This window comes from Mixta intestinalis (assembly GCF_009914055.1).
Lineage (GTDB): Bacteria > Pseudomonadota > Gammaproteobacteria > Enterobacterales > Enterobacteriaceae > Mixta > Mixta intestinalis.
Window position 1 is genome coordinate 22,520 of the sequence record NZ_CP028272.1, and the last position, 25,334, is coordinate 47,853.

Consider the following 25,334-nt stretch of genomic DNA (forward strand, 5'->3'; position numbering starts at 1 on the left):
TGTTGGCGCACGGTTACGTTTCAGGATCGTTTTCAGGGAGTACGTCTGTTACCAGTCCGTTCCCTTCGTCCAGTGGGATGTCCAGTTGTTCAGGTAGCTGCAGGCTAAGACTGGTTCATCCCAGACGACTTCAGGGGTGAAAGAAGTACCGAAAGTTCAGCGGACGGTGACAGTTAATCCAGAGAACATTACTCAAGTGTTTTTTGAATTTTATTTTCCAGTTCCGGCTCAGGTTCACTTCGCTCATGGCGCATGACATTGATTTCCTCATTCATCATCGGGGTATGGTTTTCACGCTCTGTCCAGAGCTCGTAGTCGCGGTAATCAATTTCTTCTTCTGCCTGCAGCTCCTCCAGAGCTGCTTCAAGTGCAGATTCAAGCGTGGCCTCATAATCCCTGTCACTGACATCCGGAGAGTGCCGTTCATCATCGATGGAAGGTTCCTGTATTTTCTCTTCCTGTTCCTGTGCGGCCTTAATAGCTTTTTCCAGCACCTCGGCCTCGCGACGGTCCAGTTCATCACCGGAAGACTCAGCCTCAACCGGCAGGCTTTTGTTCTCAGAGGGTTTACTGTGGTCAGCAGACAGCACCACCGGGCTTTCGGGATTCTCTTTCATTAACTGAAGCGCTTCTGAAATATCCGCCGCTTCCAGCACCTTCCCATGCTTTTCACCGCGCTGCAGAACTATATGGTTGCCGTCCGCTGCGCCTTCATAATGCGCGGCATCAAAGTTTACATTCCCGCTAGTAGGCGACACGGGTACATGCCAGTTACCCCGCTGCCTGCCATGTTCGTTAATAACAGGCCAAATCATTTCAGGCGATTTCCCAGCCATAAAGCGCGCATCTGCCGTCAGGGCTTGATCAACCCGATCGGCCAGGCGAGTATCAGATACCGGCAAGCTTTTATTCCATACCAGCATCTCCCGCCCGGCGCGCACGTCTTCATTTTGCATCAGAATGTCGTGTACCGTCTGACGACGCCCGCTGTTTCTCTCAACACGGCTAATCCAGCCTGACATGTTGTCAAAATAAGTCTGAATATGTTCTTTTGAGCGGGACAGCTGCACGTAGGTACTGTCCAGAGCGGCCATTCGTTTTCTGGCACCAGACTCACCAAAAAGGCCTATCAGATATTTTACTGAAGCGCCCTGTGAGCTGTATGTCGTAACGGCGTAGCCGTAATCCATATGTCGATCTGCGTGGCGGGCTGTGGGATCAAGGAGAACCTGCTGATGACCCGTATCAAGTGTGATTTTACCATCGTCGCTGATACCTGATACAACCGCAATGTCGCTGGCTCGCAGGTTGCGCTCACGATCGGTAGACGTAAGACGGATTTTTTCTCCAACGCTGATTTCACGCTTCACCTCATCGAAAACCGCCACATTCTCTTTACGCAATTCAGCTGGGCTCATCCACCGGTTCGCTGTGTCGTCCAGCCCGGTCAGATGTACTATGCCGCTTTCAACTTCAGTTATGCTAACCCGATAATATTTTTCGCCCTGACGTACCACGCTACCAAAATGATCGGCCCAGAACTTTTGACGACCAAGATCTGCGTTACTGTTATTAATGCGTACCAGCAGCGGCACCGTGACACTGTCACCAAGAGCGCCCTGTTTCTTCAGTTTTTCATGAACCGCATCGTTTATAGCCTGCCGATCTTCATTAAGTTCCGACACAATAAGAGTGTTGTTTCGGGCATCCGGCGTCCGGCCAGTGTAATCATCTGCTATAAGCCCGATAAGATTCAGTGCCGAATTATTATCCGGATCGGACACGCCTTCGATTTTACTAACACCATCAATAGCACTGCTTTTCGGCACATAAGCGCCCGGAAGACGCGGTACAACTTTTGGACTTATTTTCTCCGAAACCCGAACTGCCTCACGGACGTTGCCAGCGATAATTGCTTCTACTGCAGGCTTTAATGCGGGGATCTGGCGCACAATTTCTTTCATTACAGTAATATCAGCCGCACTGCGTTCAAGGGTAAGCGTAAATGGTGCACCGGACTCCAGAGACTTCAACTGGTCCTTATCACCGCTGAGCACAGCTCTACCACCGCCCTCAGCTATAAGATTCATCAGTGAAGCCATCTGAGCATTACCGTTCATGGATGATTCATCAATTACAAAAACGGTGTTGCTAAAATCACGCGGCTGCCCGGCGGCTTGCCACTTACTACTTTCGCTAAGAAAGCTGGCAATAGTTTGTGCAGGAATACCTGCGCCAGAAAGTTCGCTGACAGCGCGGTGCGTAGGGGCAAGACCGCGAATTTCGGGAGCATTCTGCACAGCCGACAGCGCCGCTGCCACAGCTCGAAACTGCGTGGTTTTACCCACTCCGGCATAACCCTGTATTGCGATGAAACGGTCACGGGTCGTCAGAATAAGGTTGCCAGATTCGCGCTGGCCATCCGTCAGTCCTGCAGCCTTGTCTTTGCTCAATCCTCCTTCAAGAAGTGGTTTTACACTGTTTTTGCCTTCAGCAATGTGACGGAGGATTGTTACCTCATTTTCAAAATTTTCACGTGAAACAAACGTGCCAGCTGGTCCCTGCTCCGCACTCAGCGCAAAAATTTCTCCGCGCTGCACTAACCGCAAAAGTTCATTTGCCGCACGCTGAGGGCTGATACTGCTGTCGGTGTTAATCATTTCAGCCATTACATTGACGCCGGTAAACGTCACTTTCGTGCCAGTGGCCTTCTCTATGGCCAGTCGTACCACGCGCTCCGGTCGCGACATTTTCCGGGACTCGAGTTCTCTTAACGCATCAGTCAGATCACTTTCACCAGCGAGTGACCTGATACTTTGTGTCACGCTCACAACCGGACCGTTTTCCTTAAGCCGTCTGTTGATGGTCGCTTCATCAAGCGGAGTGAATGCGATCACGTCTGACCCACTGCGGCGTAGCATGTTAATGGTTGAATCGTTTACATCTTTGCCCGACAGCACGGCTAACACGGTGCCCTCGCTACGCCGCGTATTACCAAAAGACTCTGCATAGGCATAGTCAACATACAGCGGCGCATTACGATCCACCCTTACGCTCTGCCCCTTTGAGTTTTTCATTGTGATAACATCCCTGAACAACCAGCGCCCCTCCTTTACACCTGTGACAGTCAGTTTTTCACCACTGGCGGCGCGGATGTTAAGTTCTGCAGTAGCACGCAGTTGCTCGCCTTCCCGCAGCTCCAGTTTTTTCTCGCGAAACAGCCGGTAATGGCTGTCGATACTGCTGATACTGATCCCGTGCTTCTGTCCCTTCTCATCCGACACGGTCAGCAAATTGTGACGTTCGCTCACGCCGGTGATGGTGAAAACGGTCTTCTCCCCTTTTCCCTCATGTTTCTCGAGCACCATATCCTTGCGATAGATGCTGCGATCGTTACGGTTAGAGGTATCAAGCCATACCGGTACCCGAACAGTAACTTCGCCCAGTACCCTTCCAAGCACCCCCTCTTCAGTAAGGATTTCCCGGGTCTGGTTCGTAAGCTGGTCACGCGTACGTGCATTGCCCGCCTGCAGCGACACAGGTCTTCCTTGCGCTTTTTCCTGTGCGTAATAGCGTGCAGCAACACGGAGCCGATCCTGGACCGTGTCTTTCTGAACCATTGTTACACGTACATCTTCGCTCTTCGGTGTCGCGGTAAACTGCTTCACGCCAGCACTGCTCAGTACTGCGGAAGCAAAGCCTGCTGCTCGCCTTGCGTGAGTATCGAAGACCAGGGTGGTAGCGTCGTGCTGTGCCGCTATTTTCAACACATCGTGTAATCCGGATGTATTAAATCGTTCTGATTCAGCTACCATCACCAGCGGACGCGACGGTAACTCAGCCGTTTTTATCTCTTCCGCTGTCATGAGCATTACGCCTGGTTTATCCTGAAAATCATTTTTCTGGCGTTTATATGCAGCTCCATCTGCGGCCACAACGATCAGCGGACGTTTATTTTCGCTGGCCATTGTTATGACACTGCGGTTCAGTTCACTGATAAACTGCGTGCCGCCACGCACGTCTATGAGTGATACAGCGCGATCAGCATCAGCTATTTGTGCCAGCACACCTTTTTTAGCTGCTGGCATTACGAGCATACCGCGTTTTTCTGCAAGTCCGGCTGCAAGCTGTGCCAGACGCGCTTCGTCGCGAACGTGGAGAGCAGTTGTAAACAGCGTCTGATTTTTGTCCACAGCAATTAACTGACCACGAGAAACGGCATTGTTGATTGCCTGACGCGCTTTTACGTAGACACCACGCTCCATAGGGATGTGGTTAAGTAAATTTGTCATCACGTCATCGTAAGTCACACGCACGTTTTTTAAAGACAAGCGATCAATTGTCTCCCGTACCACACCATCTAACTCAGAAGGCGTGATGGATTCGGCAGCTTTTCCTTTGACTCTGGTATTTTCAATATCATTTTTCTGGTATTTCAGACGCCTCTCGAGCACCTCCTGCCTGAATTTCCCGACATCGAAGCCGGTTTCCTTCAACTTCTCCTGCCAGTGTTCGCGCAGAGCTTCAGGGTCTTCCAGATGCTTCGCCTGTCGCGAATCAAGCGCAGCTATGCTCTTTTGCTTCGCCGTGGCATCCTCTCCAACGAGATCGATAATCTCCTGGCGGCGGGAAGAAAAGGGTGTCACCGGCACACCAGTGATATCCCATTCACCACGGGGACCGGTATCTTCTGTCTGATAACCTGCTGGCTCAATAATTGAGCGATAATGTCCGCGATAAAGAGCGCCGATGCTGACCTGTTCTTTCCACACGATGTCGGTGAAACCCTGCTTGCCTTTAGTATCGGTAGACAGAGTTTTCCATCCATCCTTTGAAAGTGTTGCATTAGCTACAACTGCATGGGTATGCATTGCAGGGTCAAGGTTGCGGCTGGTGTCATGCATGAAGGTTGCGATCACTAAATTGCCGGTTTGCTCCATACTGGTGATGCCGTCTGACATAGTGCGCGTGGTAGCGAGCTTTTCCACCTCATCCAGCGTGCGGCGCACAGCCTCTTTATGCGCATCAATCAGAAAAGTGTCGCCGGTCACCAGCGCCAGTACCGAAGCGCTTTTGGGTGCTGAAAACGTGAGATCATAACCGGGGCGATGTTTATTTACGCCGCCCTCCATCCGGCTCATATCTGTGCCATCCGGAAGCTTGCCTTCCAGTACGGCCATAAAGGTTTCAGGGTTTATCGGGCCTTCAAGACCCAGATTTTCTGAACCAGTTCCATACCATTCAGTGGACTGCTCGCCCAGAAAGTAATAGTTATCTTCTTTGGTGTAATAAGCACCAGCCTTACCGGCATTTTTGACTGAAGAAACAGACAGCATAATCCACCTCAGAAACGATCGTCAGGGTCGAAATCGCGGTGTTTTACAGCATCCACCGACTGAAGGGGTTTATCTGCTTCCGGTTGTGGCGCTGCAGCTGGCTCTTTGGTCGGCAATGTAACAGCAGAGGCTGTGTTGTCTTCAGTGAGTACTGGTAAGGTCACTACCACTACGCGTCCGCCAGATTCTTCCTGTTCAGATTGCACAGCTGGTAAAGATTCTGTTTTGGCGGTTGCATCGGCACCTTCAGCGGGACACACTGTGTCGCCAAAGAGTCGGCCCATAATTTGACTTATCCGGCTATCACTGTCCTGGTTCGCAAGCTTTGCCTCAATATCTGGATCTAACGCCTCTTCAACATCACGTGAAATGTGACCTTCTGCGATTTCGCGATAGGGTTTCCAGGGCAGTTTCATGCGTACCACCGGCCAACTACCTGGCAAAGTGACATAACATTCGAGATCGTTCAGTTTTTGCACGTCTGAATAGCTGACCAGGTATTCGTTGATCTCGTCTTTGGAGTACTGTACGCCGTCGCGGATAATGTCGATGCCATAGCTGTACTGATCCTTGAACTTTTTATGTTTTTTTTCACCGATTTCCTTCTGCACCCATTCTGCGACAGAACCGCTGGGTGCACGGTAAAACATACGGGTATTCAGCAAATCCCAGATAGATTTGGCCATGTAGTTACCGTAGATTTGCTCCAGTTGCGGGTAGTTCTGCAAACCTACGAGGGTACAACCGCCGAACTTACGCGCCTCTGCACAAAATTCCGGCAAGACAGGCAGTTTGTGCAGGGATGGAAGCTCATCAAGGAAAAGCCAGATGCGCCGCTGGCGATTAGCTTTCAGGCCCAGAATGTTGCACATGGTTATATAGAGCCATGCGCTCAACAGTGGTTTTAGCGCGTTGTGATTACTGCCGTCGCTCGAGATAAAAATCCACGAATTATCACCGTTAGCGTCCTCGGTATGCAGCCAGTCACGGATATTGAAGGGGCGACGCCCTTTCTGATCGAGTCCCTGAAGGTAGCGAAGCGATCGAACATAGGTGGTAAGGATTGTGCGAATGGTCATCGCAGTTTTTTCGATGCTGCCATCTACCAGATTTGCCGCGTCTGTACCATCAAGGTACTGGCGCAGTTCTGCCAGGCTAATGGACATTAATTTTTTCAGCAGTCCGCTGATACTACGGTTCTTCTCACGGGCCATTCTCCGCGCAGTGGCCACAAACAACGAGCGGGCCGACAGCACCCAAAACGGATCGCTACTACCGCTGCTGTCGGGTAAGAGTGAGACCGCAAAGTTTTCAAACTCGCCCACTGTCTGACATTCTTCCCACAGGTCCCACGAAGCACAGCGCACTTCGAAAGGATTAAGAATGATGTCTCTATCCTGTCGGTAGAAAATGGGAATAAAGTTATTACCTTTATCATAAATAACGACGCGATCGCCCCGTTCACGTAGCTGGCGTAGCATGTCGTTCATCGCAGTAGTTTTGCCGGTCCCTACAGTACCATGCAGGCCAAAGTTCTGGATTTCTGAATCCTGCAGAATATGCAGACCGCATATAGACAGAGGCGATTTGAGGCCTGCCTTTTTGAGCAGTCGGTTTAATTCTTCCGGGTTGTCAGCAAGCGTCCTGCCCCCAGTAATCTCGCTCTTGCGTTGACTGGCTCCTTTGCTACCCAGATACCAGGTAACAGCCATCATGGCGGCCAAAAAGCTGATTGATGCAATACCCCAACCGTAAAAAGCGTTGTCTTTGACACGTTCCCCCATCAGCACAAAATAGGGATCGTTTAATACCTGCAGTGCGGTGTGTTTGAACTCCACGACTTCGCCGCCCGGACGCTCAAAATGAAAGGTCCAGCTGGGCCCTTCATTTAATTTAGCCAGTGGTTTTGCGAACCAGTAGGCACAGCCGTGTAAAAATTCCTGCAGCGTAAGCCGCAGGAGCATCCAGCCTAAAAATATCAGTACAGAAAAAAGCACAACCCAGTATGAGGCGATGTTCATGATCTGCAGAAACATGCCAATCATGTATTTCATCACCTGACCGCCCTGGGTGAAATCGCGGGCGTTAAGGCTCATAGGAAAATCCTTTTCTTGAAGTCAAAGACTTACTTGCAAAGTTTCGGGTACCCAAAACCAGGCAGGTGACTGCGAAGAGATTATTACGATACAAACTGGCCCATGCGGGCTGATGTGAGGTTCTGCTTAATCCACCTGAAACAGCGGCTGGTTAATCTGGCTTTCAACAAAATGTTTTTCTGAGTCGGTCAGGGCGCGAAAATGCGAGGAGAACTGACGGATAACGTTCATCAGGTTATTAGTATTCGTAAAAAAGACCGGGCAGACTGTACGTACTTCCTGCATTACGGGCTGAATAAGCGAGGTGAATGCATCGAGCCTGCCTGTTTCCTTCAGGTCGTTTTTTATAAGCTCTTCTTGCTCGGTAACCGGGCATACGGTTACGCCAGGAGTGGAGAACAGTACGCGCAATGTGTCAGAGCACTCACGCACTTTACAGTCAAACGCATCCTCCAGAGCCGGGAGGCTTTTATTACCACGCCAGGGAGAAATCAGGCGTTCAGGCTCCACGGTCGCAGCAGTGTAATACTCGGTTTGCTGCCGGATAATTCCAGCCGGATCGGCACGACGCCAGATGGCAGTTTCGCGCACTGATGGTCTGTCACCGGCATTGACGGTCAAACGAGGCTGACAGGAAGCAGGTATCCAGTTCATGGCTACTTCCGGAGTTTTATCACCGTAAGGTGAATTGTAAAACCCACTCCATAGTTGAATTAAGTCTGTTGCTGCATCGTCATTGCCTACAATGTGCATATGCACCCGATGTACCGATACATCGCCCTGTACAGCCCAGCGAGTAATAACAGTAATGTCAGACACGTGTTTATCCGTATTAAGTAAAATTCCCTTAACAGCTTTACGTCCTTTTTTTCGACAAACATAATGCAGACGTTTATTAGGCGACGGGAACCTGACAGTAATATCTCTTTCTTCTTGCAAGCGCAGACCTAACTCAGGAATTTCAACATCAATTAAATTAACCGAGATGTTTGAGTAATTCAGAAAATAAGATGGGGTCAGATGTATGAGCATGGGAACCTCAACATTTCAAATAACATGATGTGAACACCCTACCGAAAAGCAGGGCTAAGCTAAGACTTTTATGTCTTGATTAATTTATTTCATTTCAATCTCAAGTGAATAAAGTGCAGGTTTACCCAATGTAACCGGGCAAACCTTAATCAAGAACTCTCATATATGTTAGTTATAAGATTTATTACGTACTGCTTTTACAGCGCCAATGATACTTGATATCTGATATCGAGAAATATCTATATTAAAAACAATCGCCATTAAAAAAGTAACTATCATGTTACCTATTACAAGAGGCAAAATGCTCCATTCGGTGAAAATTCCTGACACACCACAAACAATCAATAGCACAAGCCACACTAAACCGTAAAAATTAATTTTCCTTGCAATAACTTTAACTAGACTTAATTCCTTTAGTCTCTCATCTCCTATCATATTGGACAAATTTGCATATGTAGCAATAAAAGAAAATATTACAACCCAATGGAACAATCCAAACGCTACAAAAAACAACCACAACCCGATATTTTTTGGTAAAGGAAGCGAAAAATAACTTACCCCGCCCAATACGCAGTAAATAATAAAATGATACTTCACCTTCCCAAACATACTAAAAAAACCCGGTATTTTCCGCTGAGAAGAGCATATTATATTAATTATTTCTTTTGAATCTTTTTGTATTTCTTCATATGTCATCATGCGTATTATTCCTTATCTTTTTCCTTGTAATCTTTATAAGTGTACTTGCTAAATGGATTTACTAATTTCTTATCCTGATGTTTATCAGCAGCCTTCTTATTATCATAGAAAGTATCTGCACTCGAAATATACTCTCCTGTACGAGAAACCATCCCGCCACCCGTATTACTTTTACCTTCTTCAATTAATGACTGAGCATCATCAGCTTTATTTTCAACTATTAACTGCTGAGCTTCAACTTCACCGCTTACATTTGTACGGATATTGTTTCTGGCAACTCCCGCCTCAATGCTTTGGTTTGCGTTATCGTATGCCACCCCAAACTGAGTTTTTGCAGTATTTGCCGGTGACCTCATACCCTGACTGGTATTATTAGCATTACGTGAATAGTCCTCGTCAATACGGCCTTTAAGCTTATCAGCAAAGAATTCCTGTACCAGAGCATCACGCTGCTTTTGAACGTTCTCATCTGAGGTGTTGGTAAGGATAGTTTCGGCATTGCCTGGTAAACGCTGCATTGTCCACTGTACGAACTGCTGCGTATAGTTATCACGTGCGCCTGCGCTGAGCGTTTCAGTCTGCGAGGCCATCTTCTGCAGTTCATGAGTGTGCGACTGGCTGGCAGAGTATTGCGCGTATTTGCTGTCAGAAGTTGTGATGCCGGAGGATATCTGGTTCAGCAGGCCAGCAGCATTGTTGTCAATATGTTGTCCATTATAGGTCGTACTGTAATTACGTAACACATCCATTCCTTGGCTGAAGTCCTGTGATTCACGTGCGGAGAGTGTTTCAGAATTATCGCTTCCACTTTGTCCACCCTGAGTGACCTGTGAGGCGGACCCTGTTCTTGCACTCAGTTCGGAACCTGTATGTATATTTCCTTTGGCCGAGGCTCCTGTTATCCATTCGCCTGCTTTACCCAACAATGATTTACTTGAGTCAATGCCTGCCTGGACTCGCGCTCCAGTGGTGACCGAGGCATTGCGCGACTTATCTTCCAGTTCAGAATAGGCCTCGTTAAAACTGATATTATTTCTGGTTGCGTAATCCTTCACTACGTTCTGCATCTTATTGACACGTTCAGCATCAGTTACGCTCAGGCCAGTTGAGGCTGAAAGCATTTTCGAGTCACTGTTACCAAACTGCTCATGAAACTGTTTAAGGACTGAGCCGGTTTGCTGGACGGAGTGATTATAGCCCTGGGCCGCCATTTCAGTCTGCGCCATACTGTCACGTACCGAACGCTGGGCGGCGCTTGCCAGATTACGGTCAAGATGCAGATCGACCGGTAGCCGACTGGTCGCCCCGGAGGAATCAAACACAGTTTGTCCTTCCGGCGTTATTGTGCGGGTGGCACCATTGTCCATTTGCACCGTCGTCATTCCCTCGCGATACATACGGTTCAGATCGGTTTTATGCCCGTTGATATTATCCAGTTGTACATTACCCATGCTCAGGTTACCCGATGCCACAGCTGCCGAATCTGCCGCTGAAGCACTGCTGAGTGCGCTTCCGAGGCTGGAGCTGAGACTGGCAAATCCCTGACCCAGCCCGGTAAACAGACGGAACGCCAGAAATGGGATAGAAAGCATTAACCAGCCAGCAATACCTCCCGTAGTAGTGCTGGTTTCCATCAACCTGTTCATATTAGAGAGTGTCGGTCCGGAAACATTGAAGCTGGTTCTGGTGCTGAAATTTACCGCGAAATTAAAGACGGCGAACATTACTGGCCAAAGCATCAGGCTCCCCATAAAATTCAGGTAGCTCTTGATAACGGACCAGGCTATTTCCCGAACGTAGAGCGCCAGTACCATCACCGGAAAGATACAAATACAGAACAGTAGTAACACCGTATGCAGTTGCGGAAGCACTTCGGTAGCAATGGTATAACTCACTGCATGTGACAGACGCAGCTTCATCAGCGACTGTTCAGAGGCAATATCCACCATTGAAGCAGTATCGTCCATGCCCTTCACATAGCTGTTAAAACCGCGCCTTAACCCGGCAACCGCAATGTTTTGCATTATGATGGACTGTGCTGATTTACTGCTGCCGAAGAAATATTCATAAGATCCTGCCAGCTGTTCTGCGTATACGGTTTGCGGCGCGCTATTGCCCGGCAGCATTCTGACCGCGTGAGCCATAAATGTACTGCCCGAATAGTTACTTTCGGCTTCTATCAATCGTTTCAGGCGTGGTGCTGCATCACGGCATACCATGAACGTAGTGCCGGTAGCATCACGCCAGTAGATAGCACGCAGCGGGCTTGGATTACTGAATATTTGTGCCTGTACATTTTCGGACATCATAACGTCCTGCATGCTGTATTTCTGATTCAGCATAATATCCGGCACTACGCAGTTTTTAGTATATTCCCCCATATTATAGGTAAGCACAGGGTTGCGACTCCCTATGGTAAAGCTGTCCTGCATAAGCCTGCTTGCGAACATCATGCCGGTTTTGGAGTAAGAGCGTTCGTCTGGAAAATGGAAAGTGTCTTCATACGTTGTTGCAATTGTGTAACTCAGACTCGTGGTGAGAAAAAGTGGCAGCGCCAGGCCTACCGGGACATTATCCACCCGCCCGACCCTGTCAGGAACAGTCAGATCGTTAATCACCACCGTTGTTTTCGGTGTTAACAGCAATGCCGTAACAAGTACGAACGTCAAAGCCCATTTGAACATGGTGGTCAGACTGTGCGTTCGCAAATAAGTAATCAGGCAGACCAGGATGCCCAGCGTCTCTGCCACCCACAGAACATTTCGCCAGCCTTCATTCTCCATTACTGTTGCAACGGCATTAAGCCCCATCGTGATCATCCCGCCGGAGCTGACTACCCAGATATCAAGTGCCATCAGCAACTACTCCCAATGATAATTTGACAGCATGCTGTCGGAGACGGATGAAGAGAGCTGCTTGCGCATTTCTGACAGGCTACGTTCGTATTCGGCAAGACCGTGTTGTTGTACCTGAATGCGCGCCACACGCTGGCTCAGTTCGTTACGTACCAGCCGCAGGTTCTCATGAAAATGTTTACTCTCTTCTTCAGTATCGAGTGAACCTGCAGCGCCGCTTGCGGCCACATCAATAAGCCCGTTGATATAGGACATCACCATGTCTGCCGCAATATACTCAGCCAGACTGCTGACCACGCTCTGATCCAGACCTACCGATGCAGAATCGATGGTATAACGCAGGATGCTTACTCGGGTGCTGCTTATGAAGGCCTTTTCGTTTGCCGTCAATGCTATGTCACGGCGGCTTTTGTCGAAGATATCGTTAAGCAAATTACGGACCTGCCCTGTCATGCCGCTTGATTCGGACAGGGTTAGCTCTGCGATTGTTGGTGACAGGCAGGTATTGTTGTCATTGCAGCGATAGATTTTCTCGGTACCGCCGTTCAGCAATGTGTTAAACATTGATTCACTGCCTCCACGTGGCTGGAGGAACGTCGGGTTACCGTTAGCGTCATAAATCACCGTACCGACTATCGACATGATGAATTCTTTAAGTTCGCGATCGTTACTGAAGAACTGGTTCAGCTTTTCGAAGGTATCCCATGTCAGATTACGGTTACGTGGGATACGTTTCTTTTCCTCAGCGCTCGCTTTGCTGAATACACTGTTTGTCTCACCACCGACGCCACAGCCCTGGCGGGATGCAGCCCAGTCGGAGAACACGTCATGTTTGGTACCAAGATCCTGACAGATTTGTGCGCTGGCCACCTGGCTTTTGGGCCACAGGCCACCAACAATAGACTGTGCCGCCTGACAGGTGGAAATATTCATATTATTGGTATCTGCGGCAAGCTTCTGCAGGTAGTCCTTTACGGATTTGCATTGTGGGCAAATGGTTTCCAGCCCGAGGTCAAAGGCATAGCCAGCAGCATTGCTGAGTATTTGCTTACCCATGATTTTGATGCTGTCACTGTTAATAAAGCTGAAGGAACCGAGGTATGCGTCAATGCCACCACATCCCGATTTAATATCCGGAAGTGTGACGGAGATTAGCTGAATATTGCGTACTGGCGTGCGGATAAACAGGTTGCCGCCGGTAAGGTAGCCCGCTGACTGTCCCTGCCACGCAGCGGCCTGTGTATAGTTACCGCCTCCGCCGCCCATATCGTTAAAGAACTGGTTGATATCGTGCTGCACGTCCCCACGAGCGGTAGCAGAGAGGAGCAGACCGGCAGTAATGCCGATGCGTAATGCTGGTTTAATCATTACAGAACTCCCAGACGCACAGCCAGTGCGAAAGATTCATCCAGACGTTGTTTAAGCGCCTCTGCACTCATTTCCCCTTGTGACAGCGGAATGGTTACCAGAGACTGCGTATTGATAACGAAGTCGGTGGGTGTTGCTTGTGGCAGCTCTGCAAAAAAATCCTTCAGGACGCTGTCATTCACGGGCATAACCTTCGGAAATGTGTTGTCTCCCTTACCGTCAAAGCTGTAGACAAACACGTCGATGCCTGTTTGTTCTGAAACCGATTTCAGTATTGGGTTAAAGCGATGGCAGTAGGGGCAGTCAGAGCGGATAAAGTGCACGATCAACCAGTTCCCCACATCCACGCGCTGTCCGTTACCCAGCTGATACCATACCGTCCTGGACGGTGTCGTCTGCTGCGGTGTGCTCTGCGTATCAGTAGCAGGAGATGCACCGGCGCGTTCTTTTGCTACTTCCAGGCGGGCAATATCATCAATTGTGCTGGCCTCAGTAAACACCGGGATCAGCATCAGCAGTACGGCAAACAATTTATAAAACATTATTTAATCCTCGGGCTGAAAGTTAGTTACGATATTGAGTACGCGTCTCGCCAGGTCGTCCTGTGTAATAAAGCCGTATGCCAGCGGTTGATATTTTTTTGTACGCGGTTCTACGAGGTAAATGGCAGGAAAGTGCCCGATTTCCATTTTTTCAGCCTGGCCTCTGTTTTGTCGGGTATCCGGCAAATCCGGATTTACGCGACCATCCACAGTGACTGGAATGACAGGCAAACCGAATTCTTCGCTGAATTCCTTCACTACACTGCCAAGCCGGTTATCGAGCGGTTCGTTACCCCGATAGAAGAAAAATACGCCGTAGCGCTGGTTCACATAGCGAATAGCTGTCTGCTGTTTCCGGCGTTGCTCTGTGTACTGGATATTGGCTGTCCCGTTGTAGAACGGGTGTTTCAGGCTGTAATCAAGCTCAGGGTTATCCAGCAGTACTTTCTCCCAGCGTGATGCAAACACACTGGCCTGATTGACCATCCAGTCCTGAACGATCTTGTAGCGCCTGATGTTTTCGACTGTAGGATTGAGCATCGCCTCGTTTATTAAATTGTCGCGATATGCCTGCAAACGCTTCATCTTTTGTGTAGCGTTTTCCTGTTGTGATGGTGATGAAGGAAGCGGCATTTGTTGTTCGTCCTGTTCCTTTTCCACCGGCTTGTTGTACCAGTACCAGCCTACTGCCGGGTCGTAGTAGTAACCGTTGGACCTGTTTTTTTCTGCCGCATGCAGCGGTAACGTGCTAATCAGCAGCGTCAGGCTGATGAGTTTTCTCATCCTTATTCTCCTGATTTGAGGCTGTTCTGTATGTCTGAAGTAATGCGCTGGTTCAGCGCATCCTGATCGGGAAGTGTGATATTGCTGTTGAGATCGTCGTAGAAATCGCTGAAATCGATGTGGTCAAACTTGATTCCCTGCAGCTCAGCTATTTTTATTCCACGGCAGTTTGGTGAACTGCCTGAGCCAAAACCTACCCCAAGCTGATCGCGACGTCCCTGCTCCTGTACGATGCGTGCCAGCTTACTGTCGAACACGCAATAGCCCTCTTTTTTCTGCAGGCAGACGCCAAGCACTTTTTTCGAACAGTACGAGCCTACTTTCACGACAAGTTTTTTCTCCTTGCCGGTACCGATTGCTTTTTCTTCGCTATTACAGTGTGCCAGCCCTGCGTCCTGGCCCCAGCCGCCGCTTTTACAATAATTGCTGAAACCGGCTGCACTTTTGCGGCATGCCATCGCTGTACCGGTGAATGCTGACACTGAGTTGGGGTCCATCCCTGCGAAGTCTTTACCTGCAGCTGCCAGCGCAGCCAGTTGTGATACAGCCGCTTCAAAATTTTGGTTTTGTCCAGCCTGCATAGCCAGGCAGCTGCCGTCTGAGCAATAGAATTCAGAGCCGCATATGTAGCCAGTACTTTTTACGGTATGGGCGCACTGGTAAGTCAGCTTGCCGTTAACGCAGAAGTTACCAATTTTCTGAGTGCATGTACGGGTACCTTCACTACAATTCGGATTATCAATGTAAGCCTGACAGGTGTTGGTATCGTCCTCATAAACGTTCCACTTAGTTGTGTACTCCCAACAGTCACTGTAAACGTTGTAGGCCTTGCCACCGACTGTTACAGAGCGGGTGCCTCCCGGATCGGTGCAGGCCTCGCTCATTTTCACCGCATCCTGCATGTCTGTGGGGCAGCTGCTGGTCCACTGCAGCTCGGTTTTTACCGTATCGCGCACTGACTGCATTGGAAACGACATGCGAAATACGGTGGTACCATCAGCAACCAGCTTCATCAGGCTGTCACGCGATGATTCATGGTAACCATCCGTGTCATAATGCAGTTGCAAGGTAATGATTTGTCCCTGAGTCACCTGCTGTGTGGGAATATTTATTACGCCTGTGTTGTTAAGCTTGGTCCTGAACTGCTGACCAAACGCCCGGATGGAATACCACAGCCGGTCGCCATGCCAGTCAGGTGCTCTTGGATAAAGTAGTTCCCATGTTCCGCTACTGATAGTGCCGTTTTCGGGGACCACAAAGTCATAAATTATCCAGTACCCATCCCCTTTTTTTCCTGTAATGCTCCGCGCATCCAGTTTCAGCTGTGTGCTGTATTCTTCCCTGGAACCGGTAGTCACTATGGACGCCTTACGCTTGCATGTCTGTGTAAGCGACCTCGCCATCTCACAATGGTGTATGGTGTACGTGGTTTTATTGAGTTCCTGCGCCACACACTGATTGCCATTCACGCCAGTGATAGCGTTGGCGTTTTCGCGGATCTCATCGCTGTACTTCATCATGTCAGAGTCATAACTGAGTTTATCGGCTGGGTTATTCACATAGGACTCGTTTGCTATCTGCCCCAGCTCGGATTCGCTCAGCTCTTTTTGTCCCTGCAGGTCAATATTCGTTGACGTATGTGTAGGTCCCTCATACCAGTCGCGCTGCGGCACGTCTGAGGTATAGTCATCGAAATAACTGTTCGGGTCAGCGCTGGTCTTACCATTGGCTGATTTACCAGCGTTAATTCCCTCAAGGTTTGAGACATCCATTGATGTCGCCTGAGCGCTTAATGGCATGCAGGCCATTAGCAGGCCCAGCAGTACTGAGTGATTTAAATTTTTCATCAGAGATCCCGGTTGAGGTTAACGGGAATGCCCACCGCAGTAGGCTGGAAGGGTTTTAGTTACAATGGTGCAAGTAAGGTAAGGCTTAATAGCGTTCTGTTTTTCATCACAACGTCACTCTGTAAAGTTGCATTCACCACGTGTGTTAATCATCTCAATTGCCTGTTTCAGCGCGATATTGCCGTAAACGATGTCGAAGCGATCGCCGCATTTTTTAACCAGTGCTGGCACTTGCTTTACCCCGTAGCGGTCAAAGCGCACAGGATCTATTTGTATTCCTTTCACTCTGTATGTTGTCACCATGTACATAATGTACTTTGCAGTTTTCTCCATGCTGTCACTGATAAGCCCTCTGAAATACACGGGAATATCATGCTCTTCTGCAGCCTTCATAAGCATGGCCAGATCCTTTTCCGGTACAGAGGCAGACAAAAAGTAGGCAGTCTCGTTTACCGTACTGTCTACCTGTAAGCCCTGTGCCTGCACGTTCATTACTGCCGTAATTCCGGCAAACAGCGGGACGAGTGATTTCTTCATTTTCCCTCTCTTAAAGCACAACGCAGTTGCGCTTTTTCCATATGAGATAGCCGTAATTTTTTTTACTGTTCGGCATTTCTTTACCTGTCTGCCACAGCATCACATTGCGCCCAAACGGATGGCACGCGCCCACGTCCGGAATGGTATTCACCATCTGATAGCGATAGCGGCTTTTTGGCATAATTGCAGACGGGTATTCGAAGCAGACTGCTGTGTTTCGTGGTACGGTATCGAGGATGAGTCCCTCCCGGTGCAGTTTGAAGTCCATGCGTTCGGAAAGAAGCACTGCGCTGTTGAGGCTGCTTGACTCATTCACGATATTACCGGTGAACGGGTACATTGAACCGTGCGATCCGGCGCACCAGAACAGCTCGTCAATTGGCTTACCTGTACTGGCTGCTACTGCATCTCCGGCACAGGCCATTTGCGCTATTGGATTTGCAAATAACATCACCTCCGGATTGAGAAACAAGGCCAGGTTATCGTTCTGCCAGGTTGGGTCCAGTTCAGAAAGATAGCCGATGTCGTATTCACCGCCCTGCATGCACATTTCCGAGGAAATGATGTTGAGCCACGAGATCAATGGGTACTTATACCAGTGGACGTGATAAAACGTACCCGGATGCTCATTTGCTGTTTTTGTTCCAGCTCCCGTACCAGTGTTCGGAATATTGATGTTGAATCCGCCCATGTTCACCATGCATCCTGGTGATCGCGTTACATCTGTCATCGCGAAAGGCTCCCAAAAGCCAATAGCGATGCCCGGACGCTCAAAGATTGGTGGTGGAAACGGGCAGAACTGGATCGGTGAAGACGGGTTCTCTGTATCCGGTAGTGACGACATTGATACCTTTACGTTTCCGATGCTCATTGGGAACAGGCACTCCCAGCACACATCAGTAATGGGATTAACCCAGCGTCCGTCACATGTCAGAGAGGTATTGCCACTACTGCCAGCTGCTACTGCCGGTTGGCTAATCCACACTGTTAACATTAAAGCGATGGTAAGAAATGGTTTCTTCATCTCTGGCTCCGTTATGGATCGGGAAGGCCGAATTCAGTAATAAGGAAGAGTTTTTGACCAGGTGCCTGCTTCACTTCTGCTGGCACCTGCGAAATGCCGAATTTTTTAGTAATGCTGCCTGTCTGATCGAAGTAAACCCGCATGCCGAGAGCTGTGGCACTGTCACGCACGTTGCCATTGACCAGAATTACACGCGATGAAGTGGTATGCGGTACCTGCTGCTTTATCCAGGCCATTTGACGGCTGTCATCGGCATCAATGAAATAGAGCGTTTCATCAAAAACGGGGATAACGTCAAAGGGGTTTATTTTTTGCCCCTTCTGCGCGAATACAACGCCGTTATGGTCGGCAATATCACGCTGAACTGTGAAAGACGGGTCAAACAGGCGGCTGTGTGTTTCGCGGGCGGTTGTCAGCCCGGGTACCGGCGTTGGACGTAATGCCCTTTCTTCAGCTTTTCGCTGCATCTCCCGCTCAATGTCTTCCTGTGTTCGGTTCCCGAAGTGTTGAGTAAGGTTATCTTTCAGGGCAGCAATAAGGTTTCGCTCATGGATATCCCATGTATCGCCATATGTACCAAGTTCAGAGGCGAATAACTGCAGACTGAAGGTAGCGAACAGCGCGCCAGCGGCCAGACGCACCAGCGGAGTAACGTGTTTCATCGAGATATTTCCGGTTTAAGATGATCGGGCAGGGTTACTTCTGTGAGCCAGCCTTCATTAGCTCGGCAAGACGCGCCTGAATCTCTGGCGTGGCATCCGGTAGACCAGTGACCACTGCTGGGCTAACCAGAATTGCCACGTGGTGTTCATCTGCATACTCCCGGGTAGCCGTGATAACACTATGGTCAAAGCGTGTAAGAATCTGACGGCGTTCATCGGAGTTCAGGTTAAGCTTTGCACTCTGTCGAAGAAAAGCATTTGTTGTCCCTTTTATATCGAAAGTAACCATTGCGGGGGGTTTAAACCATATAAACCATACGGTCATACAGATGGTCACACTCATCAGAACAGATGTTCCGGCACAGATCACGGTCTGTTTTAGTTTCACAGCTCCATCTCCTTAAGCATGTGAATAATGTCGCGCTTATGTGCATCGTTTTCGGCCATCTCAAACAAGATGTCCTTGATATCCGCGCCTTCACGCAGGCGTTTTTCGCGATAAGTAAAGTCTTCCCCTCTGGAGGAAAACAGACTGTCACTCAGTGGATCGAGTATCAGGCGGTGAAAGCTTGAGAACTCACCTACGCTCAGCAGGAACGAGCTGTAGCGTGCTTTTTTGGCAGGTGGAAACTTACGGATCATTTCCCATTCAAGTTCGTTAAAGGTGTGCGGTTCCTCTTTCTGGAAGGTGGCAAAAGACTTGGAGTCCTGCATACAGGTAAATTTAAACGAGCTGTTGTCATAAGCTGCCAGCGCCGCCGTGGAAAGATTTTTATCGCGAATGGCCTGAGTAACCGTGCCGTAAGAGCCATTATGACGTCTGGCGGTGCGATAACCTTCCTCTATAAAATCCTTGATTTTTGTACTTGATCCACCCAGCAGCTTCCATCCCTCATCAATGATGTTCATTTTTCGCATGCTTCTCGGCGTGGTATACATCATGTTTTCGTTCCAGATCATGATGGTGAACAGGATAGCCGATAGCAGATCTTGCTGTTTACGGAGATCGCCAAGTTCTGTAACCACAAATTGCAGATCCGGCTTCAGCGTTGGCTCTGAGGAATTAAAGAATTTGCCGTAAATGCCAGTGGTACTGTACTTACTGAGCAGCGTGAGGATTTCATCAATGCGTCCGCCTATCAGTTGAGAATGCTTAAGCGTAATATCCTTTTGACGCGCTTTTAAATACATAATCACGTGATCAATGCGCATGTCCTGCTGATAAGCTGGCCATGATTCGCAGATAGCTTCCAGTATCAGGGATTCATGCACCTCATCCAGAAGGCCGTTTGGACTGGCCAGAATACACAACTGGTCACGGATACGTTCGGCTGCCAGCGTAATATCAGTGACGTTTGCAAATGGGTTAAAGCGTAGTGATTCGCCGTTGATATAAGTGCCACCCAGACTACTGCAGGCTGCTTTATAGGAGTCACCGATGTCCTGTATCGCGACTGTTCCCCCCTTATCCAGCACCGAACGGGCTATGGAGTTAGCCAGGACCGATTTACCCGCTCCCGAAGTGCCGGACATAAACCAGTTAAAATTGGTGTTCGGCAGGCTTTCGTCGAATACATCAACAAAGGCGATCTGGTTGCGGTAGCTCGGTATCAGAATACCTGATGAGCAAAGTTTATTATCCCCAATCATCGGCATCAGGTTTACTGCGTGAAAAGTTTCTGCACGCTGAATAGCGCCAGTTTTACGGCAGTCGTCGCGCAGTTTTTTATTCACCATTGTAAACGGCAGCGTGGCAAGCAGGTTGCGTAGTTGCATAAACTCGGCTCTGACAAAACGTAGTCCCTGAGCAGCGAAGGCGTTGCGCGTTTTCTCCGTATAGCGTGATGTGAGATCGTCATCATCCGGGCAGAACAGCGTAATACCGTAAAAGTAGCTGGTGAGTGACGTCTGATTTGACAGCAGGCGTGCACGTGCGTCTTTCCACTCGGCATGCTGACGAGTGACAGAGGGAATAATCTTGGCATAACTGGTATTTACACGTGAATCCAGCGCCAGAAAGCGGCTGTTTGCTTCACCCTGGCTTTTCACCTGCTCTTCAGTGGTAAGCACCATCGTACAGATAAAGGGACAGGGTATGCCATTTGTCGGAGACATCAGATCCTGGATTATATTGCCATTCTGCCAGAGGTAATGCTCCTGCGGGTTGTTATCCAGGTTAAGGTTAACCATACGCGTCACAAACGGCTGGTTTTTATTATTATTACCCCGGATGCATATATGTGACGGTTTTACGTGCCAGGACGTGGTGCGATCAACGAACTGTGTGCCGAGGTCCGCTGCCGGATCGTATTCGCTGTCATAACGCTCCAGTCGCGCAGTCTCGTGATTAATAAATTCGCGCAGTACGCTGCTAAACTCATTGACACCGATGGCGGATGACCAGATATCGGCGGCGTTCAGAGCGTTCAGCAGGTTACGTCGCACTTCGCGAACACGGATAAGATCCGTTTCAGTCAGATGCTTTACTGGCATGCCCCAGATAAAGAACAGACGATAGTCACGCAGCGTAAGTGGATGATCCAGACCGTTGCTGAAAGTGTAGCGGGCACCGTTCAGGTAAAATCGGGCGGTAACGTCATTACATTCATCTGCGCGGTGTCCCTTCCATGCAAAATCTTTTAGTCCCTGCTTAACCTGTTCTTTGACCGCCCGGGTTGAAACCAGCATCACCTGCAGTGGAATATTACGAGGTATTATATCGCGCAACAAATACTCCAGGCTTTCGGCCAGTTTCTCGTTAGCGCCAATCAGCGGCTGAGATTCCACGACAAAACCTACTGAGTCCTTATTAACCCAGATCTGACTTTCCGAGTCGTAGTCTTTATAAGGCAGCAGGTCACGAATATGAGGATAATCCATATCCAGCAGCTTTTGGCGCGTCTCGTTGGTCGTGTCGCGCTCCCCCAATATTCCCGTTACCGTTTCCACCACATTCAGCGGATCAAAGCGGAAGCCTTTTAAAAATTTCATACAGCCCTCACATCAGAATGCCATTCCAGTCACCATGACTGGAAACGCTGTATATGATCTCGCCCATATGAACATTGTTATCCGGAGAAACGTAAGGGGCTATCCAGATGCGCATTACGTCATCCGGACGGCGAAATGCAGCGGTTGGTTCAGGAAAGCAGTGAGCTGCGTTACAGTACGCGCTCTGCTGCAGGACTGTGCGTAATTCGCCGTTTTCACGCGTAAAAGGGCGAACCTGGCCAGATGATGCCAGAGGCTCAGACATGCTCCCGGTCAGATATTCCCGGTCAGCCGTGACATCATTATGAGGTTCGAGGCGGATAGCGCCGGTATCGATCAGACGGTAATCGTTCAGACGGATACCTGTATTGCTGTAACCACCTGCCACGGTTGCAGCTGCTGGTATATCGTTGCTGCCTGCAGACATATCATCAGCTTCTGACATCCAGATGCCATTATCTTTCGCAGGCTCATTGAATTCAAAATCGCTGTTCATGCCCGAGCAGCCACTCAAAGTAACCGCAAGTATGCTGATAAGAAACGGATTCGTTTTAATCACAAAGCCCCCCTTCTGCGCTTCCTGTGGGTAACGCATCAATTTCTGTAATTTCAATATAAATATTGCTGTCATTGCTGCCTGTTCCGAGGCGGGACAGTATGTTTAAAGCAAAGGTATCGCCTGGTGCGATCTCTAATAGTCGCCGCAGCGCTTCTCCTAACAGTGTGATGTAACCGTCGTCAGGAATAAGTCCTGGCTTGCAGTAAAGTTTTTTTATGCCGTAGCCCAGCGCTTTGAGATCCGGAATACGCGAGTCGATATCACGCCCAAAACAGGTAACCGTCCGTTCGGTAAAAATCATCCAGCCACAGTGTTCTGCGTGACGAAAACGAATTTTGTTGTCACTCATTTTCTAAATTCCTCCTGAACATTGTTTTTAGCCTGACCGTTACTGTTCGGCGTCACGAAGTCATTAATATTAAGGCGGACCGCGTCACCAAGTTTACCGACAAGATCTGGCGACAGGCCGCTGTTACCGATTTCGCGTGTCAGCTTGTCTGTCGGCTCTCCCTCAGAGCGTTTTTTTTCTTTCGTCTGTTTCCTGGCCTCTTCATCTTCTATAAACTTTGCCCGGAACCCCTTGATAAAGACCACTTCCACGCGGTTTGCTGCGCCAATCGGGATAATCGGATGATATTGCTCGGCTCTCTCGATGTAATAATCAGCCAGCTTATCCGCGCCCTTTCCCAGACCGCCGCCTATGGCGCTGCGGGCCACATCTCCACCACTTATACTGGTTGTTGCACCAAGGCCTGCAACAGTCTGGCCTACCTGTGAAGCACTTTGCCCTAAACCACCAAATACCCCTGAAGTAAAAGCGAGTCCGAGTATTTTTCCGTTTCGCATCACCGGTATGCCTTTGATGCCGTTTTTGCCATAGAACGTAACGTGGCCTTCCACTTCCTGATCGATATGTTTGCCGTTGATAACACATGACAGGCGCTGCGCCAGAACAATAGCGCGTTCGCTGGAGATATCTCCGTAGGCCGCGCCTGTTAGAAAACAGTTTTTAAGATGTCCCATTTTGTGGTTGTTCGGCAGATGAGCTTCTCCCTGAAGCTTGAACTGCATAGGCACCATATTTTGTTCACCGCGTACTGAAGCATTAGTGTCAGCACCTTCAATCACGGTGGCTTTGGAGAATGTGCCGGTTGGTACCCAGAAAGATGTGTCTTTCTTCTCCGGCTCAAATTTTGAGTAATCAAATACCTGGTTATCGATTTGACCTTTCTGCACCGGCGCGGGACCAAAAGAGTATTCTTGACGTGGCGGCGTATAGCCCGTGGCCTGATGTGAAGCTGGCGGTGTCTGTTGCCCGACTGACTGTGTTTTAGGCTGGTTTTGGATCTGCGCCATCAGATCGTTTACTTTCTGCTGCAGAGACGTGTTGTTATGTATTACTTCAGTCAGCTGATCTTTGAGCGCTTTAAAATCCTTCTGCATTGCTGAGAGCTGTTCCCGGGCTTCCTTTTCGCGGCTTTGAGCACTCACCAGCAGAGAGTTTTGTCCGGTACCATCAAAGGTGTTAACTACACCTCCACCGGTCAGGTCAGGTTCCGGGGAAGCGGTATCGAGTATTTCCTCACCCACGCCGGAATCATTTAGCATGCCTTTGTTAGCCAGATACAAAGTGCCAATAATGACAATTACGACACCCAAAATGATGCCAAAGAGTTTGCGCTGATTATTGCGGATCAGATTATTAAGGTTCATCTGCCCCCCCTGTCGTCCGAAAGACAGTAATGAGAGAAACGCTCTTTCCCGGCTCAAGCACATCGAGCCGCGGATGGAATGACACAGCCATCACGCCCGGACTCCAGAAATAGCGTTCACTCAGTTGGATACGCTGTGAGGACAGGCTGGTAAGGTCTGTGCGCACGATGCGGATGCGATCCCCCTGCCACGCGGTTACGGGACGCAGCGCAAACACACTTTTGACCGCCTTACTTACCGGGATGTCGGTGTTTTTGCTGAAGACATAACCTGCAGGCTTACGGTTAGTAATAAAGCGCCCAATCAGGCTGCTGATGAGTGCACTGTAAGTGTCTTGCTTTTGTTCATACTCTTGCGCCTCATGAGTGCCACGCACCTCCAGGTTATCTACCGTCAGGCTAAGACCAGCACGCTTGCCAGGTGTGGCCTGCACCGAAAAAGCAAAACCTGATGCCGTCTGTACGAACATTGTGAAAGGTTTGTCGGTTAGGGTAGAAAACACAATCGCACCTTCCGGTGTCGGAGATTTGTCACTCAGTACTCCTTTCGCAGCTTGCACGCTGAGAATGCGATCATCGTTTACACGCAGGTAGTTAGGATTGGTATTACTGACAGCAGCACTGACACGTGCACCGGGGTTCAGCGTAATTTGCTCAGCACGGACAGGGAATGTGGTAAGTAATGCAATTGCGCTGATAAAAAAGCATTTATACATCGGACACCTCCAGGAAAGCATTCCAGCAAAGACGGCTGTTACGTGTATCAGTTCGTAGCCGGTAATGTTTCGCTACTGGATTGCCATCCTGTATTCCGTAACTCAGGTGCAGATCACCAGTAATATCGACGATGCCACTGTCTGGCCATACCCTGATATCTCTTGGATAGAATACAGACCCACCGTTATTTTCTTTTATGCGTAAGGCTTCATTAGCCAGTATCCCTTTAAGGGTTTTATCCGCGCCGTCGCATGCGCCTGCCAGCAATATCTCGTGGCTGCTATCAACGTTTTTATCGGAGATATTGAGGCGCAGATTCAGCCATGCCAGTGCCATGAGTCGCAGATAACGGGCATCGCCACGTTCGCCAGTAAAGCTGAATGGCGTATCCGCACCGTAGGGCATGATAATGGTCTGTCGGTTATTCAAAAGCTTATTCGTGAGCGCCTGGTTATCGCTGTAAATGCGCCAGCAAAGCCCCAGCGCAAGGATAGTGATTACAAGCAGCACCAGAATAGCCACGGCCATATTGCGGTTTCCCGCTGAACGTAGCTTTAATTCCATGTTGTCTCCG

The 25,334-nt window shown here is 49.2% G+C and carries 19 protein-coding genes; all 19 read right to left on the reverse strand.

The annotated features are described in order from the left end of the window. Positions 1–188 precede the first annotated feature (188 nt). Positions 189–5,336 (reverse strand): MobF family relaxase, encoded by a 5,148-nt coding sequence (gene mobF, locus C7M51_RS21890; protein WP_160623764.1) that lies wholly within the window; start codon positions 5,334–5,336, stop codon positions 189–191. A gap of 8 nt (positions 5,337–5,344) precedes the next feature. Then, a complete protein-coding gene (traD, locus tag C7M51_RS21895; protein ID WP_160623765.1) occupies positions 5,345–7,432 on the reverse strand; it encodes a type IV conjugative transfer system coupling protein TraD in 2,088 nt (695 codons plus the stop codon). A 126-nt stretch (positions 7,433–7,558) separates the two neighbouring features. After that, positions 7,559–8,464, reverse strand: coding sequence for a DUF6012 family protein (locus C7M51_RS21900; RefSeq protein ID WP_160623766.1), 906 nt, complete (start codon positions 8,462–8,464; stop codon positions 7,559–7,561). Positions 8,465–8,632: 168 nt separating this feature from the next. After that, entirely contained in the window at positions 8,633–9,163 is a 531-nt protein-coding gene (locus C7M51_RS21905; RefSeq protein ID WP_160623767.1) for a hypothetical protein, read from the reverse strand. Between the two features lie 5 nt (positions 9,164–9,168). Next, positions 9,169–12,018: a conjugal transfer mating-pair stabilization protein TraG gene (gene traG, locus C7M51_RS21910; RefSeq protein ID WP_160623768.1), complete on the reverse strand. Its 2,850-nt coding sequence runs from the start codon at positions 12,016–12,018 to the stop codon at positions 9,169–9,171. Between the two features lie 6 nt (positions 12,019–12,024). Next, complete coding sequence (locus C7M51_RS21915; RefSeq protein ID WP_160623769.1) at positions 12,025–13,386, reverse strand: conjugal transfer protein TraH; 1,362 nt, start codon at positions 13,384–13,386, stop codon at positions 12,025–12,027. Then, positions 13,386–13,928 (reverse strand): type-F conjugative transfer system pilin assembly thiol-disulfide isomerase TrbB, encoded by a 543-nt coding sequence (gene trbB / locus C7M51_RS21920; protein ID WP_160623770.1) that lies wholly within the window; start codon positions 13,926–13,928, stop codon positions 13,386–13,388. The genes C7M51_RS21915 and trbB overlap by 1 nt, the downstream gene beginning before the upstream one ends. Positions 13,929–13,931: 3 nt before the next feature. Further along, a complete protein-coding gene (gene traF / locus C7M51_RS21925; RefSeq protein WP_160623771.1) occupies positions 13,932–14,711 on the reverse strand; it encodes a type-F conjugative transfer system pilin assembly protein TraF in 780 nt (259 codons plus the stop codon). Between the two features lie 2 nt (positions 14,712–14,713). Then, positions 14,714–16,558, reverse strand: coding sequence for a conjugal transfer protein TraN (locus C7M51_RS21930; protein ID WP_160623772.1), 1,845 nt, complete (start codon positions 16,556–16,558; stop codon positions 14,714–14,716). A 114-nt stretch (positions 16,559–16,672) separates the two neighbouring features. Beyond that, entirely contained in the window at positions 16,673–17,095 is a 423-nt protein-coding gene (trbC, locus tag C7M51_RS21935; protein WP_244323864.1) for a type-F conjugative transfer system pilin assembly protein TrbC, read from the reverse strand. Between the two features lie 10 nt (positions 17,096–17,105). Beyond that, on the reverse strand, positions 17,106–18,119 hold the full coding sequence (traU, locus tag C7M51_RS21940; RefSeq protein WP_160623773.1) for a conjugal transfer pilus assembly protein TraU: 1,014 nt from the start codon (positions 18,117–18,119) through the stop codon (positions 17,106–17,108). Positions 18,120–18,130: 11 nt separating this feature from the next. Continuing rightward, positions 18,131–18,760 carry a type-F conjugative transfer system protein TraW gene (traW, locus tag C7M51_RS21945; RefSeq protein WP_160623774.1) on the reverse strand — a complete coding sequence of 210 codons (630 nt, stop codon included), beginning with the start codon at positions 18,758–18,760 and terminating at the stop codon, positions 18,131–18,133. A gap of 55 nt (positions 18,761–18,815) precedes the next feature. Continuing rightward, positions 18,816–19,169 (reverse strand): TrbI F-type domain-containing protein, encoded by a 354-nt coding sequence (locus C7M51_RS21950; protein WP_160623775.1) that lies wholly within the window; start codon positions 19,167–19,169, stop codon positions 18,816–18,818. Continuing rightward, entirely contained in the window at positions 19,166–21,772 is a 2,607-nt protein-coding gene (gene traC, locus C7M51_RS21955; RefSeq protein WP_160623776.1) for a type IV secretion system protein TraC, read from the reverse strand. Before traC ends, C7M51_RS21950 begins: the two co-directional genes overlap by 4 nt. Before the next feature lie 7 nt (positions 21,773–21,779). After that, the gene (locus tag C7M51_RS21960; RefSeq protein WP_160623777.1) at positions 21,780–22,331 is read right to left on the reverse strand and encodes a TraV family lipoprotein; all 552 of its coding nucleotides are present in this window, start codon (positions 22,329–22,331) and stop codon (positions 21,780–21,782) included. Continuing rightward, positions 22,324–22,680 carry a hypothetical protein gene (locus tag C7M51_RS21965; RefSeq protein WP_160623778.1) on the reverse strand — a complete coding sequence of 119 codons (357 nt, stop codon included), beginning with the start codon at positions 22,678–22,680 and terminating at the stop codon, positions 22,324–22,326. Before C7M51_RS21965 ends, C7M51_RS21960 begins: the two co-directional genes overlap by 8 nt. After that, positions 22,677–24,044 (reverse strand): TrbI/VirB10 family protein, encoded by a 1,368-nt coding sequence (locus C7M51_RS21970; protein WP_160623779.1) that lies wholly within the window; start codon positions 24,042–24,044, stop codon positions 22,677–22,679. Before C7M51_RS21970 ends, C7M51_RS21965 begins: the two co-directional genes overlap by 4 nt. After that, on the reverse strand, positions 24,034–24,759 hold the full coding sequence (locus tag C7M51_RS21975; protein ID WP_160623780.1) for a TraK domain-containing protein: 726 nt from the start codon (positions 24,757–24,759) through the stop codon (positions 24,034–24,036). Before C7M51_RS21975 ends, C7M51_RS21970 begins: the two co-directional genes overlap by 11 nt. Further along, the gene (locus C7M51_RS21980; RefSeq protein ID WP_160623781.1) at positions 24,752–25,324 is read right to left on the reverse strand and encodes a TraE/TraK family type IV conjugative transfer system protein; all 573 of its coding nucleotides are present in this window, start codon (positions 25,322–25,324) and stop codon (positions 24,752–24,754) included. Before C7M51_RS21980 ends, C7M51_RS21975 begins: the two co-directional genes overlap by 8 nt. Positions 25,325–25,334 lie beyond the last annotated feature (10 nt).

Excerpts from the sequence above, each read along its gene's own strand:
- mobF (WP_160623764.1), bottom strand. The coding sequence starts at position 5,336 with ATGCTGTCTGTTTCTTCAGTCAAAAATGCCGGTAAGGCTGGTGCTTAT.
- traD (WP_160623765.1), bottom strand. The coding sequence starts at position 7,432 with ATGAGCCTTAACGCCCGCGATTTCACCCAGGGCGGTCAGGTGATGAAA.
- C7M51_RS21900 (WP_160623766.1), bottom strand. The coding sequence starts at position 8,464 with ATGCTCATACATCTGACCCCATCTTATTTTCTGAATTACTCAAACATC.
- C7M51_RS21905 (WP_160623767.1), bottom strand. The coding sequence starts at position 9,163 with ATGATGACATATGAAGAAATACAAAAAGATTCAAAAGAAATAATTAAT.
- traG (WP_160623768.1), bottom strand. The coding sequence starts at position 12,018 with ATGGCACTTGATATCTGGGTAGTCAGCTCCGGCGGGATGATCACGATG.
- C7M51_RS21915 (WP_160623769.1), bottom strand. The coding sequence starts at position 13,386 with ATGATTAAACCAGCATTACGCATCGGCATTACTGCCGGTCTGCTCCTC.
- trbB (WP_160623770.1), bottom strand. The coding sequence starts at position 13,928 with ATGTTTTATAAATTGTTTGCCGTACTGCTGATGCTGATCCCGGTGTTT.
- traF (WP_160623771.1), bottom strand. The coding sequence starts at position 14,711 with ATGAGAAAACTCATCAGCCTGACGCTGCTGATTAGCACGTTACCGCTG.
- C7M51_RS21930 (WP_160623772.1), bottom strand. The coding sequence starts at position 16,558 with ATGAAAAATTTAAATCACTCAGTACTGCTGGGCCTGCTAATGGCCTGC.
- trbC (WP_244323864.1), bottom strand. The coding sequence starts at position 17,095 with ATGAAGAAATCACTCGTCCCGCTGTTTGCCGGAATTACGGCAGTAATG.
- traU (WP_160623773.1), bottom strand. The coding sequence starts at position 18,119 with ATGAAGAAACCATTTCTTACCATCGCTTTAATGTTAACAGTGTGGATT.
- traC (WP_160623776.1), bottom strand. The coding sequence starts at position 21,772 with ATGAAATTTTTAAAAGGCTTCCGCTTTGATCCGCTGAATGTGGTGGAA.
- C7M51_RS21965 (WP_160623778.1), bottom strand. The coding sequence starts at position 22,680 with ATGAGTGACAACAAAATTCGTTTTCGTCACGCAGAACACTGTGGCTGG.
- C7M51_RS21970 (WP_160623779.1), bottom strand. The coding sequence starts at position 24,044 with ATGAACCTTAATAATCTGATCCGCAATAATCAGCGCAAACTCTTTGGC.
- C7M51_RS21975 (WP_160623780.1), bottom strand. The coding sequence starts at position 24,759 with ATGTATAAATGCTTTTTTATCAGCGCAATTGCATTACTTACCACATTC.
- C7M51_RS21980 (WP_160623781.1), bottom strand. The coding sequence starts at position 25,324 with ATGGAATTAAAGCTACGTTCAGCGGGAAACCGCAATATGGCCGTGGCT.